The sequence below is a fragment of the Cytobacillus sp. QJM3NY_8 genome, from assembly GCF_056173585.1.
Genome location: NZ_CM149681.1, coordinates 1,583,903 through 1,601,184 on the forward strand (window position 1 = coordinate 1,583,903; position 17,282 = coordinate 1,601,184).

Here is a 17,282-nt window from a genome sequence, read left to right on the forward strand (position 1 = left end):
TGCTGCCAAAATCAGGCGGCTTTTTTATTCCATAAAAGGGGCAGGTTTGTTGAAGAAGGAATTTGAAGTTTCTACCAGAATATATTGTATTAAATATATCAAGGAGGGGGACAAATGAGCTTCTATTGGGTTGGCTTCATTCTTTGGTTTATAATTATTGCTTCATTCTTATTATTAATAGTGGGTCTATGGAAAAGACTTTGGAAAGTTTTAATATGTAGTGGAATTTTAATTGCTTTACCGTCACTATATTTTGGTGGTACAGAGAGTTGGTTTAGAGTGTTGGTTCTATTTCCCCTAATTCCTTTTCTACTCGCTTATTATACAAAAAAGAAAGTTTAGTCCTTTTATGAATTGCTGTTAGTACCCTTACATTGTTTTTGTGGTTAGGGTTTCCTCTTTATTTCTTTGTTGATAATCTCTCTTTAGCTACACCTATTATATTTCCGCCTTGTATTTTTCGTTAGAATTGCTTTTTTTCTTATTTTTGTAGGCTATAATATGTTAATTATTTATCTAAACAAAAAACTAATTTATTTAAATAACAGGGGCGAGTAAGTGATTATGATTTCTGAGATATGCTTGATAAGACACGGTGAAACAGATTGGAATTATTTAGGTAAACTTCAAGGAAGAACCGATATACCCTTAAATAGAAATGGAATAAATCAAGCGAGGCAATGTGGGAAATTCTTAGCTTCAGGTAATTGGGATTTAATAGTTACAAGCCCCTTGCAGAGAGCGAAACAAACAGCAGAAATAATCAGGAGCTTAATTGATATACCAATTTTTGAAATGGCTGATTTTTTAGAAAGAGACTATGGAGATGCGGAAGGAATGACAGTAAAAGAACGAACTGCTGCATTTCCAGATAAAAACTACCCAAACCAAGAGAACAAAAATTCCCTCAATAAACGGGTTGTGATGGGATTAGAGAAAATCACTCAAAGTTACAAATCTAAAAAAGTTATACTTGTAGCTCACGGAGCTGTGATCAATACTATATTGGCTGAGTTATCGAACGGGGAAGTTGGATCCGGTAAAACAAGGTTAATAAACGCGTGTATAAGTAATATTTCCTTTTCCCAAGACACCTGGTATATTAGGAATTTTAATCAAGTTACTCACCTCTCGCAAAACAATTAAAGATTCGTGGTACAAACACAAATAAATTCAGGCGTGTCGATAAGGATATCTGCTAAGTCCAGAAAGCTTTTTTGTTCTCCTAAAAGGCAGGTTAGCATTACAATTATTTTTTATGAAATAATATTTGATTATTCAAAAAATAATGACATAAAGGAAAGCTTAATGTATTACAATTATCTATGAATGGCTATTTCAAAAAAGTTACCTGGAAAGAAAGGAATTAACTTTTCAAAAATTACCCTAAAATAAAAATATATGTCTCCTTAAACATATTTTATTTGTCCGATTACTTTCTTGTTTTTTAAAATCAGGAAAAGGAGGTATCGTCCATTGTAAAACTCCCTTTCTATCGTAAATAAATAATAAGATATTAAGGGGTATTTTTATGAAAAGTAAATCATTCCGCTTCCTCTGGGTAGGACAATTATTTGCTAATCTAGGTGATGTTTTTTATATAGTTGGTTTGATCTCTATCTTATATTCGGTTACAGAGTCTTCAATGTATTTAGTGCTGTTACCTTTTCTTAATATGTTAGGAAGATTTATAAGTGGAGCAATTTCACCTTTGCTGTTCAAGAAATTTAGATTGAAATCCCTACTTGTTAGTTCACAGCTGAGTAAAACAGCGGTACTGCTAACACTATCATCTTGGGTTAGTTTAAACTCGATTTCGGGCATTTGGTTTATTCTTATTTGTATTTTGTTGATTGCCTTTTTCGATGGATGGGCACTTCCTGCAACAGATGCTTTCCTGCCTAGATTAGTCGAACAAGATGAATTAATGAAAGCAAATAGTTTTGTTTCTGTTTTAGCTGAGTCAATTCAATTAGGTGGATGGGCATTGGGAGGAGTCCTAGTTGCAATGATAGGTGGGCAATATGTAATTTGGCTAACCTTCTCATTGTATGTAATTTCAACTATATTGATGCAATTAGTTGAAGACAAAACCTCAATTCACGCTAAAGGTGAAAACCTTAAAACAATGGATACTTTACTAGAAGGTTGGATTAATATCTGGAAAAATCCGATACTTCGCAGCATCCATATTATGATTTCTATAGAAGCTCTGGCCAATGTTGTTTGGATTGCTGCCATCCTTTACGTATTTGTTATTGAAATATTAAATGTTACTGAAGAATGGTGGGGATATATAAACACTGCCTTTTTTATAGGCTTAATACTGGGCGGTTTGGTTTGTTCTAAGTTTTCAATTGTATTGGAAAAATCAATCAAAATTACCTTGCTAACCACTTCTTTTGGTGTTTCTATTGTGACATTAATATTTGGGTTAAATTCAATGAAGTGGATAGCATTAATACTAGTCTTCTTTAGTGGTTTCATCCATCAAATAAAAGGAATTACTATACACACTTATTTACAAAGAATAGTAGCAATTGAAGATTTGCCAAAGATATATAGTGCTCAACATACATTGGTATCGTTGGTATTTGGTTTTTCCACATTAATGTTTGGAGGAATTACGGAGTACGTTAGTGTTCAATTATCATTTATTATTGCTGGTTTATTATTAGTAGGTTCCGGATTTTATCTATTAGGAGTTAGACAGCGATTCACAGGAATGTATTGAAAGGAGAAGAAGATTAATACAAAGGCTGCATTTATTATAAGTGCAGCCTTTGTAACTGTGACAAACAGTTTTTGATGATATAAAAAACAACTAGATTGTGAAGAGTTCCACTTAAAGAAAAGGGAGCAAGAGTTGAAAAATTTGTTTGAAATGAAACGTGTTGGTATCTAACAAAGGTCTGCAGCGAGTGCTTTTCTCTATTGCAACTAACGGGGGTAAGTACTGATGAAAAAAGTAATTTTATATTGGAGATTATTCTTTTTAATTGCATTGGTCTGTTTATTTATGGCAAATATAATTACGAAATCTACATTCATTGGAGTTATTATCGCCATAACTATCCTTAACGGTATACCTTGGCTTTATGAAAAAATGAAAAAGCAATAAGTTGTCCTATTGTACATTCTGATCAGGTGTTTCAAGAAGGTTTAAGCTTTTTTATTGATCTCTTCAACAAAAGGGGCAGGTTAATTGAAAAAAGATTCTTGAAATTAATATTGCATTATGATACATTTAATGGAAATTAGGACTGAGTAAATATGCGTTCAATAAAGAAGATAACTATCTCGTTCTCACAACTACATCATCATATCTTGTAGCCTTGCTATTCGATTTATTAAAATCGTAAATAGGAAGGCTATTTATCATTAAACCGTATTTGATTAAGTTAAACACTTAAATCAAGTGCGGTTTTTTATTTTTATAAAAAACTTTGGAGGTAATGGAAATGAAGAAAATGGATTATCAAAATGTAAAGGGTACACAAGATTACTTACCGAATGCTGAAGTTATTAGAAGAGACATTAGAAGAAAATTAGAAGACGTATTCATCCAATACGGATGTAAACCATTGGAAACCCCTATATTAAATTACACGGAACTACTTGCTTCTAAATACGGTGGTGGGGCTGAAATATTAGAAGAAATGTATACATTAACTGATAGAGGTGAAAGAGACTTAGCTTTACGATATGATCTCACTATACCGTTTGCAAAAGTTGTTGCGATGAACCCGACGCTTAAGATGCCTTTTAAGCGATATGAAATTGGTAAAGTATTTAGAGATGGACCAATTAAAACAGGAAGGTTTCGAGAATTTACACAATGTGATGTTGATATTGTAGGTGTAGATTCACAAATAGCCGAAGCTGAATTAATGGTTATGGCATTGGACGCATTTAGAAAGCTTAATTTAAAGGTATCGATCCAATACAACAATCGAAAATTACTCACTGGAATGCTTGATGTATTTGGTACAGAATCTCAAAAAATTAATAAAGTAGTATTAATTCTAGATAAGCTTGAAAAAGTTGGATTAGGAGCCGTTATATCCGAACTTAATGATCAAGGATTATCAAATTCACGATAATGTTAATTAAACAGTTTTTAACTGATGAAAGGAATTCAACTCTCAGCTATTTTGAATCTTTTTCCGAACAAAATGAAGAGGTAAGTCAAGGTTTAAATGAATTAAAAGAGCTGGAATCCTATCTAGAATTTCTAAGTATTAATAAACAGTGCATTTTTAATCCATTCTTAGCAAGAGGTTTAGAGATCTACACAGGTACTATTTATGAGATATTCTTATCTGACCAATCTATAAAATTAAGTATTGGAAGTGGAGGAAGATACGATAATGCAATAGCTGGGCTGATAGGTACAAATGAAAACTTCTCAACAGTAGGAATATCATTCGGCTTAGATGTAATTTATACGGCTATGAGTATATCTGAGAAGGAATTAAGAGAGAATCCGAATATAGATTATTATATAGTTCCACTGGGTACTCAAAAAGAATCCTTATTGGTAGCAAATTATCTAAGAAATAAAGGCTATAAAGTCGAATATGAAATGAGTAACAAAAAGTTAGGCAAGGCTCTTGATAAAGCAAATAAAGAGAAGATTCCTTACGTGATAATTATTGGAGAGAATGAGGTGAAAAATAATCAATTCAAAATAAAAGATATGTTATCAGGTGACGAAAGGTTTGAATCATATTTGTTTAATTGATATAAAAATTCTTATTCAAGTAGCCTGTACGTATTTTCAGAATCAGCTGCCAAACCAGTTGGCTTTTTCTTATTTAACAAACGGGGAAGTTTAGTTGAACAAGAATGACTTTTCATATTTATGTTGAATAACAAAATACAACATTTTACGGGAAGTGATAAAAAATTTGAATTGTTTGGGATGTAGCTTAGCTAATAAATTTGCACCAGTAAATGTAGTTTACGAGAACAGTTTTGTTTGTTGTATTTTAGACCACGACCCGTTTAATGAAGGGCACGTTATGATACTGCCCAAAAAACATTTTGAAGATGTTGATCAACTTGATGCAGATACAGCTAATTACATAATTCAGGCATCAAGATTAATTACAAAAGCTATAAAGGCACTTTACAAACCTGACGGGATAACAATTTGCCAAAATGGAGGCATATTTAGCGATTTATCTCATTTTCATATGCAAGTTGTACCAAGGTATAAGCACCAGTCGTTTGCTGATTTCTATCTAGAAGTGCCTTTAAGCAATGAAAGTGCGAAAAAAAAATTGTTAGAAACAAGGGATGAAATAGTAGAAGTTATCAAAAAAATAAACCACTCTTAAGAAGTAACGGGTGCAAAAGTTGTAGATGGGACTGTTCCAGCAGTCCCTTTTCTTCTTGTGCTAAAAGGGCAGTTTTGTTGAAGAAGGATTTTTAATATATTTACGAGAAAGGTCTTAATCAAATAAAGCTTTTTTCGGAGGAAGATATGGAAGATTTTAAAGTGAAGCAATTAAAAAGTCTGTTTTATATTGAATTAACCCATTTAGTTAAGGAAAGCAAAGAAGAGGGTTTTCGGTTTCTTGATAGATTAGTTAATGATTATGAAAATGGCACTAATAAATTTAATAAGCCTGGGGAATCTTTATATGGTTTATTCAATAAAGAGGGTGTATTAATTGGTATTGGAGGGCTTAATATAGATCCATTTTTAAATGAAGAAAAAGTTGGACGATTGAGAAGGTTCTATGTTTCTAAGGATTATAGAAGGAATGGTCTTGGAAGACTCTTGTTAAATCAGATAATTTACGATGCAAAAAACTTTTATAATGTTTTAGTGCTACATACAGACACAGAAGAAGGAGATAAATTTTATACTTCCCTTGGATTTTCAAAGGAAAATATTTATCCGAATTCCACACATTATTTATGCCTATTTAATATGTGAAGAGTTATTAAGAAGACTAGTGTGTTATTCTATGGTCCTGCTGCCAAACAAGGCGGATTTTTTTTGAACAAACGGGGTAGTTTGGTTACTGAAGGAGTCTGGAATAGCGAAAGAGAAGAACAAACGAACCTTTATCAAGGAGGTGTTCAGAAATGATTAAAGCTGTTATATTCGATTTAGACGGAACTTTGTTAAATAGAGATGAATCAGTAAAAATGTTTATTCAAAAGCAATACGACAGACTAAATAAATTGCTGGGTCATATACCAAAAGAGAAATACGTGAGAAGATTTATGGAATTAGATAATCGTGGATATGTTTGGAAAGATAAAGTGTATCAACATCTAGTCAGTGAATTTGAGATTACTGATATAACTTGCGAGGAATTACTTCAGGATTACATAAGTCAATTTAAGAATAATTGCATCTCTTACCCAAATCTCATTAGTATGTTAGAAGAATTACGGACTAACAACCTTGCCTTAGGGTTGATCACCAATGGTAAAGGGCAATTTCAGATGGATAACATAAAAGCATTGGGAATAAGAGATTATTTTGAAACTATTTTGGTATCTGAATGGGAAGGTATAAAGAAACCTGATCCTCAAATATTTAAGCGAGCCTTGGACCAACTTAATGTTTCACCTAATGAAAGTATATTTGTTGGCGACCATCCAGACAATGATATAAAAGCTGCCCAAAATGTAGGAATGAAAGGAATTTGGAAAAAGGATTTTCAATGGAACAATGTTGAAGCAGACATTATTGTAGATGATTTGGGAGAAGTACCTTTAATCATAAAAAATCTAAGACAACAAATTACTAAGTCTTGTTAAACAAACTGGTGCTTTACTTTAAGATCCAGCTACCATCCTAGGCGGCTTTACTTATTGTACTAAAGGAGCAAGTTTAAAGAGGAAGGAAAATATTGGTGTAAGGTAGAAATAATAATTATATAAATAAAAGGAGTTTTTTAATGATCAATTATAATGTAAGAACTTATGAGGAAGCAATAAACGTAATTAATGAGCTTGGTATACTGCCCCTTGCACCAATGATTCCTGATTTTCCTTCTCTAAATACAATTACTCTAGAAAAGTATTGGCATTCAGAAACAGAGTTCGACCCTTGGATCTGGAGGACAAAATTTTCTGCTGATGGGGTTGCAGGATATGGTAAATTCATTAAGAAAAAAATCAGTATTGATTTCCCTTGAGTTTCTTCCATATATTAAAAGGATTCTAGGTCACTCTGAGACCGTTGAGGAAAGGTACTATAACGGCAACATAACCAAAGAAGCATTTGACATATACAAAATAATTAGCCAAGAGGAAGGAATAGACACAAGGGCATTAAAGAAAAAAGCAGGGCTGAACGATAGCGACAAAAAAAGGCTTTTTGATAATGCAATGTTAGAACTGCAAGGGTCAATGGATATTGTGAATTCAGGCATACAGGATAAAGTAAATGAAGATGGTGAAAAAAATGGATGGAGTAGTACTGCTTTTGAGACATATGACTCCTGGGCAATGAGAAATAGTGTTGAAAACATAATTAAAGATAGAGAAGAAGCAAAGAAATTCCTTATATCTCATTTTAAAAATTTATGTAGTAGGGAATCTTTAAAAAAACTTGAAAAAATATTTGCGTAAGTTAATAAGAAATGGAGTGATTATTTAATTATGGAGCTTACACATACAAGAATTTTAGTTGACAATTACAGGGAATGTTTCTTATTTTATAGAGATGTTTTAGGATTTGAAGTATCGTGGGGAGATGAAGAATCCTTGTATGCAGATTTTAAGTTCAGTGGTTCTACATTAGGACTATTTGAACGGAAACAAATGCTTGAAGCTATTGGCACAGATAAAGATCCTTTTATACATAAGTATGATAGAGCAGCATTGGTTTTTCAAGTAGATAATGTTGAAGAAAAATATGAAAACTTAAAAGAAAAAGTTGAATTCATAACTAAACCTACGGCACAAGAAGGATGGGGGATTAAAGTAGCCCACTTTAGAGATCCTGATGGAACACTTATTGAAATATATGAGAGTTTGAAATAAATAAGTACGATGCTTAAAAAGCATCGGCTTTTTTCTTTATCTTCAAGGGTTTTATGAAACTATTCACTTAAACAATAGGTTGCATTACTTTTAGATTCAGCAGCCAATGGGCGGCTTTTTTTAATTGAATTAACGGGGCAGGTTAGTGAAACAAGACTTTGCAGGAAAATATGGGATTTTAATTGAATAGTATTAAAACCTGGAGGTGCTGTGGTGCAGAGTTTTGTATATCATATGGTTCCAAAAGAGATAAAGGGAGACAAACTAATTCCTCTGAATTCATTAAAGGAAGCTTATCCTATTTTGTATAACAAGTATTCGAAAAAGTATTTCGACCATCCAGAGAGAAAAAAATTACTGACAAGACAGATTCCTAAACTTAATTGTTTATGGAATGATGTTCTTCATTTTTTACCCCTACATCCATATTACGTCTATGAAGCATTAACCAATATAGGTGTAAAAACAAAAGAGGATCAACTCTTTTTCAAAATTCCCATTGAAAAACTCAAAAATAATAAGAATGCTTATTACCTTTACACAAAAGAAAAATACAGAGGTCCTGCTGAAGATATAGAGGAGGACGAAATTAAGCCATTGGATATTGAGGATTATAAAGAACTCAAAGGAATACCAATAGATACATTTGAATATTACAAAATTCAAAATGAAAAAGGAAACAGGTTTGGTTTGTTCCCTTTCATTCCACATTTATTTAGTAATGGTGATGTTGAGATAAGAAATGTAGAAACAATAACTTGGAACAGACTGGAATAAGTTTAGAGTTGCCATTAAAGGCAGCTATTCTTATTGTGCTAAAGGGGCTGTGTTCTTCAACAAGGGTTGTGTTTTTATGGTTTAGCAACAAAAAGTTTTATCGCGTTGTTGATAACACCTTTATTCTTCATAGGAATGCCTTGGTACAGTTATTTTAGTAAAGAACAAAGGTAAATTTATTATAGGTTATGGTTTTGGATTTATAGATAACCAATAGCTTGCCTTTAATAAGGGTTGCTGCGGCATCTCTTTTCCTTTTTATGCGGTTTAGTGAAGCAAGATTAAAAAAGCAAGTGAAGAAGATATAATTAATTGCTGACGTTTTTTTGGAATCTTTCAAACTAACTAATATATTAACCCTCATTTAAATATAAAGAGATTTTCCTTATCAATGTTGAATAATGTATAATTATGGAATTTAATAAAGTGTTTTATGGAGGAAAAAATGAAGTTAAATAACGTAGAAATAAAAAACTACAAATCAATTAGACATATTTCTTTAAAAATGGATTATCTTACAGCAATTGTTGGTAAAAACAATTATGGTAAATCTGCAATTTTAGACGGAATACAATGTTTCTATGGAGATAAATCAATTAATGCTGACAACTTCCATTTAGGAACAAACGATGATATTGAGATTACTCTTACTTTTACAGAGTTAAGCGACAAAGATATAGAGAGATATTTTGATTATAAAGCAATGATAAGAAAAACATTACTTAAAATAAAGGAGAGTAATGAAGATCAATCCAAAGAGGAAAGGCTACTGCAAAAACTCAAAGAAACACGAGATAAAAAGTTTGCTGAAACGATTGAAAAACTGAATCTTTCATATCCAGAAGTACAAGAATTTACAATTTCTTTAATTAAACCGAAGATTGGTAACGGTTTATATAAAATAAACAATGCTTCTACATTCGCTAGAGGTGATGTTTTAAAGTTCATTCCACCAATTAAGGTTATATCTGCAATTCGAACACCCGATAAGGAGACAACAGCAGGAACTAAAACGAATATGAAGGAACTAATCTCCTTATTGCAAGACGGAGACAATTCAGAAGATTATATTGAGGTTCCTCAAATCGATAAAAAGCTTTCATATGATGAACTTAAGGAGCTTATCTCACAAAAAGAGGAAAAAAAATGTTTATATTTATCGGAGGATTTAACTCAAAATTTCCAAAATGCAATAAACACTGCTTCTTTATCTGTAAAAGTTAAGATTGATAACACATTTAAATTTGACTTTAAATATAAAACAGTATTAATTGACAAGGAATTACCAGATAGAGAAATTGATATTCTTTCGTGTGGTACAGGTCTTCAAAGTATGATGATACTCTCAATCTTACAAACTTATATTAAGATGAATAATAACAGTGATTTTATCCTGTTGATTGAAGAGCCAGAAGTATATTTGCATCCATCATTACAAAGAAAAATGATTAATACGTTAACTACAGTTAGTGAGAATAATCAAGTACTATTGACTACTCACTCCCCTATTATGGTGAGTAAAATTGATAAATCAAATGTACATTGTGTAAATAAAGAACGTGGTGTTACTAGACTTGTAGATACCACAGCTGAAACCATTATTGATGAATTGGGTATTCAAACATCTGATATTCTTAATAAAAACGCAGTCGTATTTGTTGAAGGGAAAGATGATAGTATTCTTTTTAAGGTATTAATTGATAAGATTGCTGAAAACAAAGGGTTTGGTCAACACTTTGTAGACAGAGAGATTGATATTATTCAAACTGATGGTTTTGATAAAATTAGTTTCTACGCCAATGCTAAGATTCTTCATAAAGACACTGTAAGAACACCATTCTGGGTAATAACAGATTCCGATGGTGTAAATGTTGAAGATAGAAAACGTTTTTTAATAGACAAGGGTTTGTCTAATGGTGTCAAATTATTATCAGACCAATTAAAGGTATTAACAGAATACGCAATAGAATCGTATTTCTTGGATCATACTCTTCTGAATACTGTTTTTTGTATTGATTTAGAAGCTGCACAAAAAATGTGTGATAGATATTTTCTTAAATATGAAGAGGAAAGATTAAAAGTGCAAAGAAATCAAGGGAGTAAAAAGAATTTCCAACAAAACTTTAAACCTAAAATTATGTTCTCAAATTTAGGAAAACAACAAGCTACAATTGAACATATTTTATCTGCTTATTATGGTGCTGATGAAGAATTTAAAATTACCAGAACTGCTTTAATCCAAGAATGGGAACAAAAAGTAGAACCTATCTCCTATATTCTAGACAAAGTTACATTAGAACAACTAAAAGCGACTAAATTGATAGAATTAGTCTCTATACTTGAAGATATAGTTGATATGGTTCAAGAAAATCGACGTTAAATAAAAAACATACCTCTTTCACTTCAAACTTTTTAAGTCGTTAAATAAAGAAGGCATCACAACAGTTTAAGACGCTCCCTACAGAGATTCTCGTATAGGAAAATATATAATTATGGCTGTTCCGACAGTCTTTTTGTCCTTTTTAAACTAACTGAGTGCTTAATTGAATAAGAAATTTTAAAGACTACTGAAGAGTGGTCTTTCTCTTTTATTTACATAAAGAACATTTGCTCATTGCGTCAGCCTTATATGGATTGGCAAATGTTACGAATCGCACGCTCAGACTATCTGGTTTCAAATTATAATATGGTCAACTGCTTAGGTATTCAAATAAGAAAGGTGGTTATTTAATGAAGAACTGGGTTCCGTTTTCTGACCAAGAGTACGACCAAATTTGGGACAGGATATATAGAGATTTTAAATTCGAACCAAGTATTTCTAATTTCCCGTCATTTCAGGTGCGGCATCCTTATATAACATATAATATTTCCGATTATTTCGGGGATTCGGCAGATTTAGATGCTTATGATGACCTTGAAGAAAAAGCGTTAGATACATTTAAAGAGACCACATTAGTTGACGAATATATCCTGGCACTCGATTGGCAACACGAATGTTATTGGGTAAATCCACGCTTAGAATTCGAAAAGGATGAATTGGGAGAATGGACTATACCAATCTTTCCGAATGGTGATTACTATTTCTTTATCCAGAAGGATTTTAAATGGGGCTATTTAGGACACCCTTGGGAAAGAAGTATAACTATATTTGGAAAAGAATTAATAAATGCTTTTGATAAGCACAAGCCAAGAATGTTTCGTAAGGTTTTAAGACAAGGCTAATTTATTATCTTTATTAAGGACCCAAATTGGGTCCCTTATCTTTTGAGAAAATCAACACTATTATTTAACAGAGCCATTCTATAAAAAAATCGATGGAACTAATGTACTCCTGAAAATTAAAAGGGGAGAAAAAGCTTGGAAAGTAGTAAAACAAAATGAGGTTCGTGGAAAATACGTAACTCTTGAACAAATTGATAAAGAATGTGTTGATTAGACGCTTATTCAAACTGGCGTTCAATAAGAATTAAGTGATTCAGGATTGAGACCATTTATAGTTATGCCATTTAAAGTCGCTTTTCTTTGGGAAGAAGGCGTCAATTTTGTGTACTCCTATATAAAAGATTAAACAATAGGGTGCTAATGTTCAAGATCAGCTGCCAAATCTCGAGGCTTTTTTGTTCAACAAACGAAGCAGGTTATCTTAAGGTCCTTAACATTAATTATTATTCGATTTCTTATATGAGTTGAAAAACTTTTTCACCATTTATTATAAAAAGCCTTGGGAATGAAATCTTCTCCATAAGTACCGTGGTTTAATCCTGTAACAGCCACCAAAGCATTTAACTCATTTGAAATAACGATTTTACAGGACTTACAAAATGTTCTCAAACAACCATTTAACCTAACTTATCTTATCCAGACATAAGTAGGTTAAATGGTTGTTACGGAAAAGATGGATTCCATTGTGAAAGTGGGGAAATCTTCCGGAGGGAGAGGCGAAGTATATTTTCCTGCATATTCAGTTTGGAGAGGCAAGCACTTCGTTTAACATTGACTCGAGTACAGTAACTGCTATATGAATGGCTATATAGAACTTGATCCAAATAAAAAGGACCACTGATTTCTCAGCAGCCCTTTTTGTAACAAACGATGATCTTGGCCTTGATCGCACTCGTTACTCTAGTCTTACTCATATTATGGCACAGATTTATCATTCTAATACATTAAGCATAGCCGCTCGGTTCAGGATGCTTTAATGGAAAATAATGTCTTTTGAAATGTATAAATATTTAATTAAAAGTGCATTCAAATGGATTTTTAGGTGGAGAAATTATACCTGAAGATGTGTTAGTTACATAGTTAAAGAAAAAATAAAAATGGATAGATTAACTAACAGAAAGAAAAGGACCAGATGAGCCCTTTTCTACGAATTAAAGAGAGTTAACATTTGCTCCCAGGTAAATAATTTATTGATTGTATTTGTAAAATCTCAAAGTTCGAAAACTTTTTTTGTTATAAAAAGTCTTTGCGGTTGCTATTAGCTGCAATAAGTTATTTATTATCAATAAAATTAAGTAGTTTTTTTGTGGTTTCGTGAATTAAATTTATTTCTTCAATGCTTCGAGACTTCAATAGCTTTTGATGCATACCTAGAAGCTCTTCTTTATTTAATTTCTGCAAATGGTAAGGAGCAATTTCATCTTGAAAAGCCTCATTTGGAGGTAATTCTAACGCATTAATAATCTTTTCAAGGGTTTCCAGCGAAATATTTCTTTCTCCTCTTTCAATTCCCCCAATATAAGTATAATGGACATTTGCAATCTCTGCTAATTCCTCTTGAGTTAAACCTTTTGCTTTTCTAACGAGCCGAATCTTTTCCCCAAGATTTCCAATTAAATTTGCCATTTTATCACCTCACATTAATCGTAGTGAAGTGAAAATAATGTATACAGTAGTATATATTAGAAATAAAGAGGTTAATAATACTTATAAGTATTAATTTGGAGGGGTTTTATGGTACTACTAAGAGCAAACATATATATTAAAGGAACACGTCCTTTCCTTTACAATAATATGCGACTAGACGCTATTTCACCAGGACGTCAGGAGAAGGCAGGTGTTCCAGGTAATAACCCAGAAGAATGGAAAAATACATATTTAGCGACTCCTGAGGGCCAACTCTACATTAAGCCTGACTATCTATTTTCGTCTTTTAGGGCTGGTGCGAAGCATACTAGAAAAGGACTAGGAACACTAGAGCCAACTGTATCAGCCACCTTGCAAATATTAGATGAGATTATCCCTATGAACAGAATAATAAATGAAAATCAAATCGATGATAACGCCAGTAAGGAAGTTTATATTGATGTAAGACCTGTAACTCGTAATAAAGTAAAAAATATTCGATATAGAGTTGCGGTAGCATCTGGGTGGGAAGCAAACTTTAGGATTGCTTGGGAGTCCACTCTAATTGGAAGAGCTCAAATGGAATCGATTTGTAATGATGCAGGTTTGTATGCTGGAATAGGGGATGGCCGTAAGTTGGGATATGGGAGATATGAAATTCGGTCCTTTCAAATTGAGGAGGAAATCCAAGATGCCAAAAAAGAGAGTTCCAAAAGAAACTTGGATAAAAAACATTAGGCCAAGTATATGGAGAAGGGACGGTGAAAAATGTGTAAGGTGCGGTATAGTATTGACTCTGGAGGAATGTCATATTGATCATATAAAAAGTGGGAAGTTTTCAGATAACAAATTTTCTAACTTAAGAACTCTTTGTAGGAGATGTCACGTTCTAAGAGAAGACCATAACCATCGAGGTATGGTTGCAAATGCTTTGAAGGAGGGCATTATTCCAATTAATTGGAGAAGTCATACTTGGAATGAGTAATTCGAAACAGTATAAACTGTTCAATAGGTTTGACCAGCCTATTGCTGATGAGAAAAAGGTCAAATCAGGTATGGCTGGGTGCGGTTAGGCACGGCGTGGTTCGGCTAGGTACGGTATGGTAAGGTAACAAAACAGTGAAAATTGTTCTCATAATGTGTTTAGAGGGTAATACCTTCTTCAAAATTATTCTAACCAAATAATTTTACATTAAAGTTATTTTAGTAACTAATAAAGGAATAGTACTTGTTTTTATCCCAATACTTTTTGGGATTTTTTAATACACCCCTTCGTAATAATGATTTTCTTTATTTAACCCAATTAAAATTGTTGATACAAGGAAGGGCATTTACGGTCAATTCTGGGTTCTATGACAGTCGAAGAAATATACAAAAATAGGGATAAATTTTCCCAGGAGGTTCAAAGGGTTGCATCACAGGATTTGGCTAAAATGGGCCTGATCATCGTTTCTTTCACAATCAAAGATGTCCGCGACAAAAATGGCTACCTGGACTCACTGGGAAGGCCAAGAATTGCTCAGGTTAAGCGGGATGCGGATATTGCCACAGCTGAAGCTGAAAAGGAAACCCGGATAAAACGGGCGGAAGCAGCCAAGGATGCCCAAAAGGCAGAACTTGAAAGAGCGACAGAGATAGCAGAAGCTGAGAAGGAAAATCAAATGAAAATGGCTGATTACAGAAGGGAACAGGATATTGCCAAAGCCCGGGCTGACCAGGCATATGACCTTGAAACGGCCAGGGCAAAGCAAGAAGTTACGGAGCATGAAATGCAGATCAGGATCATTGAACGCCAAAAGCAAATTGAGCTTGAAGAAAAAGAAATCTTAAGAAGAGAACGCCAATATGATTCCGAAGTGAAAAAGAAAGCTGATGCAGACAGGTACGCTGTTGAGCAGGCAGCAGAGGCTGAAAAGAAAAAGCAGATTGCCGAAGCGGATGCAAACCAATATCGGATTGAATCACAGGCCCGTGCCGAAGCTGAAAGAGTTAGGGCAGATGGGATGGCGAAGGCTGATTCACAGCGCGCTCAAGGTGAATCAGAAGCCGAAATCATCCGCCTCAAAGGACTGGCGGAAGCGGAGGCAAAGAGGAAAATCGCTGAAGCGTTTGAACAGTATGGCCAGGCGGCCATGATGGATATGGTCATTAACATGCTTCCGGAATATGCGAAGCAGCTTGCAAGCCCGCTATCAAATATTGATAAGATTACAGTGGTAGATACAGGAAGTGACAGCAATAATGGCGGGGCCAATAAAGTAACTGGCTATGCCACCAACCTGATGTCCACGATGCAGGAAAGCCTGAAAGCTTCGTCTGGCATAGACGTGAAGGAGCTTCTCCAAAATTTTTCTGGCAAAGGAAACGTCCGGCAAAGCCTGGAACAGCTGACTGAGGAAATTAAAGAAAAAGAACCCGTCCAATCCGCTAAAGGAATCCAAGCCACTCTAGCTCATAAAAAATAATAAAATTGCCTATTTTTTCAAGGAAGATAGTCTGGAAATACTGTTATATCAGCAAAAAGCAGAAGCCTTCACACGGAAGGCTTCTTTTTTGCGATGAAAACTGTGTATTCGTCTATCGCACAAATTGGGTGAATTGAATAGGATATATTGAATCAAACAAAGGAGGTAATTGACTATGTCAGACGGATGTGGATACGGCGGCGGTTTCGCCCTTTTAGTTGTTTTGTTTATTTTACTGATTATTATCGGTGCTTCTTGGGGTTATGGCGGATTCTAATAATTAAACATGGAGACAGAGTTTATTAGTAAGGGAGGGGATTCTATAATGTATGGCTACGGATATGGCGGCTGTGGATATGGTGGAGCTGGATATGGCGGAGCTGGATACGGCGGCGGTTTTGCGCTAATCGTTGTTCTGTTCATCCTGTTGATCATCGTAGGTGCTTCTTGCTTTAAGTGGTAATAGATTAAAAGAAAAGCAGGGGGACCTGCTTTTCTTTTATATGCATACATACCTTTGGATGTGAGTGTGAGAAGCCACGGCAAATTCCGCTTGAAAATGAAAATATCCACTCGCAAAGAGTCTGTCTCCGCGCAAAAAAAAAAGTGCGCGCAAAAGGAAAAATCCCGCGCAATACAAACAAATACCCGCGCATAAAAATCCGTCTCCGCATACAAAAACCTGAAATCAGTCAGCAAATTCACTAATTGCAAACTCGTGTTTCCTAATAAGCCAAATAGGGAAAAGAAGCAGCATAAACGAAAATGGGAGGTTTGCAAAATGGATGAACTTAAAACTCAGGATCGGGAAAATACGATGAGGGAAATATACTCGATATTGGAGGGTGGACTTCAGCGGGAAATGCATAAAAGCGAGTACAAGCTTGTTTCAGAGTGGGTAAGCGGTTTTAACCTGGAGGAAAGAGCAACGATATTAAATATGCTTAAGGAGCTAACCAACAAGCATATCAGGATTGATTAATGACAAGCAGGCAGATACTTGCATTAAAGCTGCTGATCATTTGCCTATTGACAATAAAAGCCAGAAGCTTATATACTACAATCAAAGAGTTTGAAAGGATGATTTAGGGGCATGAAGTTATAATCTTATTTTTTCTGGTATCTTTTTATATTTAAAAAGTTTAACCCGGAGAACATAGGATTAGTGTGCCCTTTTTT

The 17,282-nt window shown here is 33.8% G+C and carries 18 protein-coding genes and 2 pseudogenes; 19 read left to right on the forward strand and 1 reads right to left on the reverse strand.

Annotated features, from left to right (window positions below):
• Window positions 1-567 precede the first annotated feature (567 nt).
• The 13 genes and pseudogenes from AC0VZ9_RS08365 (at window position 568) to AC0VZ9_RS08425 (ending at window position 12,012) form a co-directional block, all read left to right on the forward strand.
• A complete protein-coding gene (locus AC0VZ9_RS08365; protein ID WP_475397499.1) occupies window positions 568-1,146 on the forward strand; it encodes a histidine phosphatase family protein in 579 nt (192 codons plus the stop codon).
• Window positions 1,147-1,531: 385 nt separating this feature from the next.
• Window positions 1,532-2,734 (forward strand): MFS transporter, encoded by a 1,203-nt coding sequence (locus AC0VZ9_RS08370; RefSeq protein ID WP_475397242.1) that lies wholly within the window; start codon window positions 1,532-1,534, stop codon window positions 2,732-2,734.
• Window positions 2,735-2,959: 225 nt separating this feature from the next.
• Window positions 2,960-3,121: a hypothetical protein gene (locus AC0VZ9_RS08375; protein ID WP_475397243.1), complete on the forward strand. Its 162-nt coding sequence runs from the start codon at window positions 2,960-2,962 to the stop codon at window positions 3,119-3,121.
• Window positions 3,122-3,461: 340 nt separating this feature from the next.
• Window positions 3,462-4,744: pseudogene (locus AC0VZ9_RS08380) on the forward strand (histidine--tRNA ligase).
• Window positions 4,745-4,898: 154 nt separating this feature from the next.
• Window positions 4,899-5,342 (forward strand): HIT family protein, encoded by a 444-nt coding sequence (locus AC0VZ9_RS08385; RefSeq protein ID WP_475397244.1) that lies wholly within the window; start codon window positions 4,899-4,901, stop codon window positions 5,340-5,342.
• 146 nt (window positions 5,343-5,488) lie between these two features.
• Entirely contained in the window at window positions 5,489-5,947 is a 459-nt protein-coding gene (locus AC0VZ9_RS08390) for a GNAT family N-acetyltransferase (RefSeq protein WP_475397245.1), read from the forward strand.
• 152 nt (window positions 5,948-6,099) lie between these two features.
• Window positions 6,100-6,783, forward strand: coding sequence for an HAD family hydrolase (locus AC0VZ9_RS08395; protein ID WP_475397246.1), 684 nt, complete (start codon window positions 6,100-6,102; stop codon window positions 6,781-6,783).
• A 140-nt stretch (window positions 6,784-6,923) separates the two neighbouring features.
• The gene (locus tag AC0VZ9_RS08400) at window positions 6,924-7,163 is read left to right on the forward strand and encodes an AlkZ-related protein (RefSeq protein WP_475397247.1); all 240 of its coding nucleotides are present in this window, start codon (window positions 6,924-6,926) and stop codon (window positions 7,161-7,163) included.
• Entirely contained in the window at window positions 7,120-7,599 is a 480-nt protein-coding gene (locus AC0VZ9_RS08405; RefSeq protein ID WP_475397248.1) for an AlkZ-related protein, read from the forward strand. The genes AC0VZ9_RS08400 and AC0VZ9_RS08405 overlap by 44 nt, the downstream gene beginning before the upstream one ends.
• Window positions 7,600-7,629: 30 nt before the next feature.
• Window positions 7,630-8,013 carry a VOC family protein gene (locus AC0VZ9_RS08410; RefSeq protein ID WP_475397249.1) on the forward strand — a complete coding sequence of 128 codons (384 nt, stop codon included), beginning with the start codon at window positions 7,630-7,632 and terminating at the stop codon, window positions 8,011-8,013.
• Between the two features lie 234 nt (window positions 8,014-8,247).
• Entirely contained in the window at window positions 8,248-8,790 is a 543-nt protein-coding gene (locus AC0VZ9_RS08415) for a group-specific protein (protein ID WP_475397500.1), read from the forward strand.
• Window positions 8,791-9,235: 445 nt separating this feature from the next.
• Window positions 9,236-11,170 (forward strand): ATP-dependent nuclease, encoded by a 1,935-nt coding sequence (locus AC0VZ9_RS08420; protein WP_475397250.1) that lies wholly within the window; start codon window positions 9,236-9,238, stop codon window positions 11,168-11,170.
• 350 nt (window positions 11,171-11,520) lie between these two features.
• Window positions 11,521-12,012, forward strand: a complete 492-nt coding sequence (locus AC0VZ9_RS08425) for a DUF2716 domain-containing protein (RefSeq protein WP_475397251.1) — start codon at window positions 11,521-11,523, stop codon at window positions 12,010-12,012.
• 1,272 nt (window positions 12,013-13,284) lie between these two features.
• On the opposite strand, the gene AC0VZ9_RS08430 is transcribed toward AC0VZ9_RS08425, so the two are convergent.
• Entirely contained in the window at window positions 13,285-13,638 is a 354-nt protein-coding gene (locus AC0VZ9_RS08430) for a helix-turn-helix domain-containing protein (RefSeq protein WP_475397252.1), read from the reverse strand.
• Window positions 13,639-13,746: 108 nt separating this feature from the next.
• Between AC0VZ9_RS08430 and AC0VZ9_RS08435 the strand changes: the two genes are divergently transcribed.
• The 6 genes and pseudogenes from AC0VZ9_RS08435 (at window position 13,747) to AC0VZ9_RS08460 (ending at window position 17,085) form a co-directional block, all read left to right on the forward strand.
• The gene (locus AC0VZ9_RS08435) at window positions 13,747-14,376 is read left to right on the forward strand and encodes a hypothetical protein (RefSeq protein WP_475397253.1); all 630 of its coding nucleotides are present in this window, start codon (window positions 13,747-13,749) and stop codon (window positions 14,374-14,376) included.
• Complete coding sequence (locus AC0VZ9_RS08440; protein WP_475397254.1) at window positions 14,330-14,623, forward strand: HNH endonuclease; 294 nt, start codon at window positions 14,330-14,332, stop codon at window positions 14,621-14,623. The genes AC0VZ9_RS08435 and AC0VZ9_RS08440 overlap by 47 nt, the downstream gene beginning before the upstream one ends.
• 337 nt (window positions 14,624-14,960) lie before the next feature.
• Window positions 14,961-16,103: pseudogene (locus AC0VZ9_RS08445) on the forward strand (flotillin family protein); the annotation flags it as partial.
• A 175-nt stretch (window positions 16,104-16,278) separates the two neighbouring features.
• Entirely contained in the window at window positions 16,279-16,380 is a 102-nt protein-coding gene (locus AC0VZ9_RS08450; RefSeq protein ID WP_019381583.1) for a YjcZ family sporulation protein, read from the forward strand.
• Between the two features lie 48 nt (window positions 16,381-16,428).
• Entirely contained in the window at window positions 16,429-16,566 is a 138-nt protein-coding gene (locus AC0VZ9_RS08455) for a YjcZ family sporulation protein (RefSeq protein ID WP_019381584.1), read from the forward strand.
• Window positions 16,567-16,884: 318 nt separating this feature from the next.
• Window positions 16,885-17,085, forward strand: coding sequence for a hypothetical protein (locus AC0VZ9_RS08460; RefSeq protein ID WP_019381586.1), 201 nt, complete (start codon window positions 16,885-16,887; stop codon window positions 17,083-17,085).
• The last annotated feature ends 197 nt before the right edge of the window (window positions 17,086-17,282 follow it).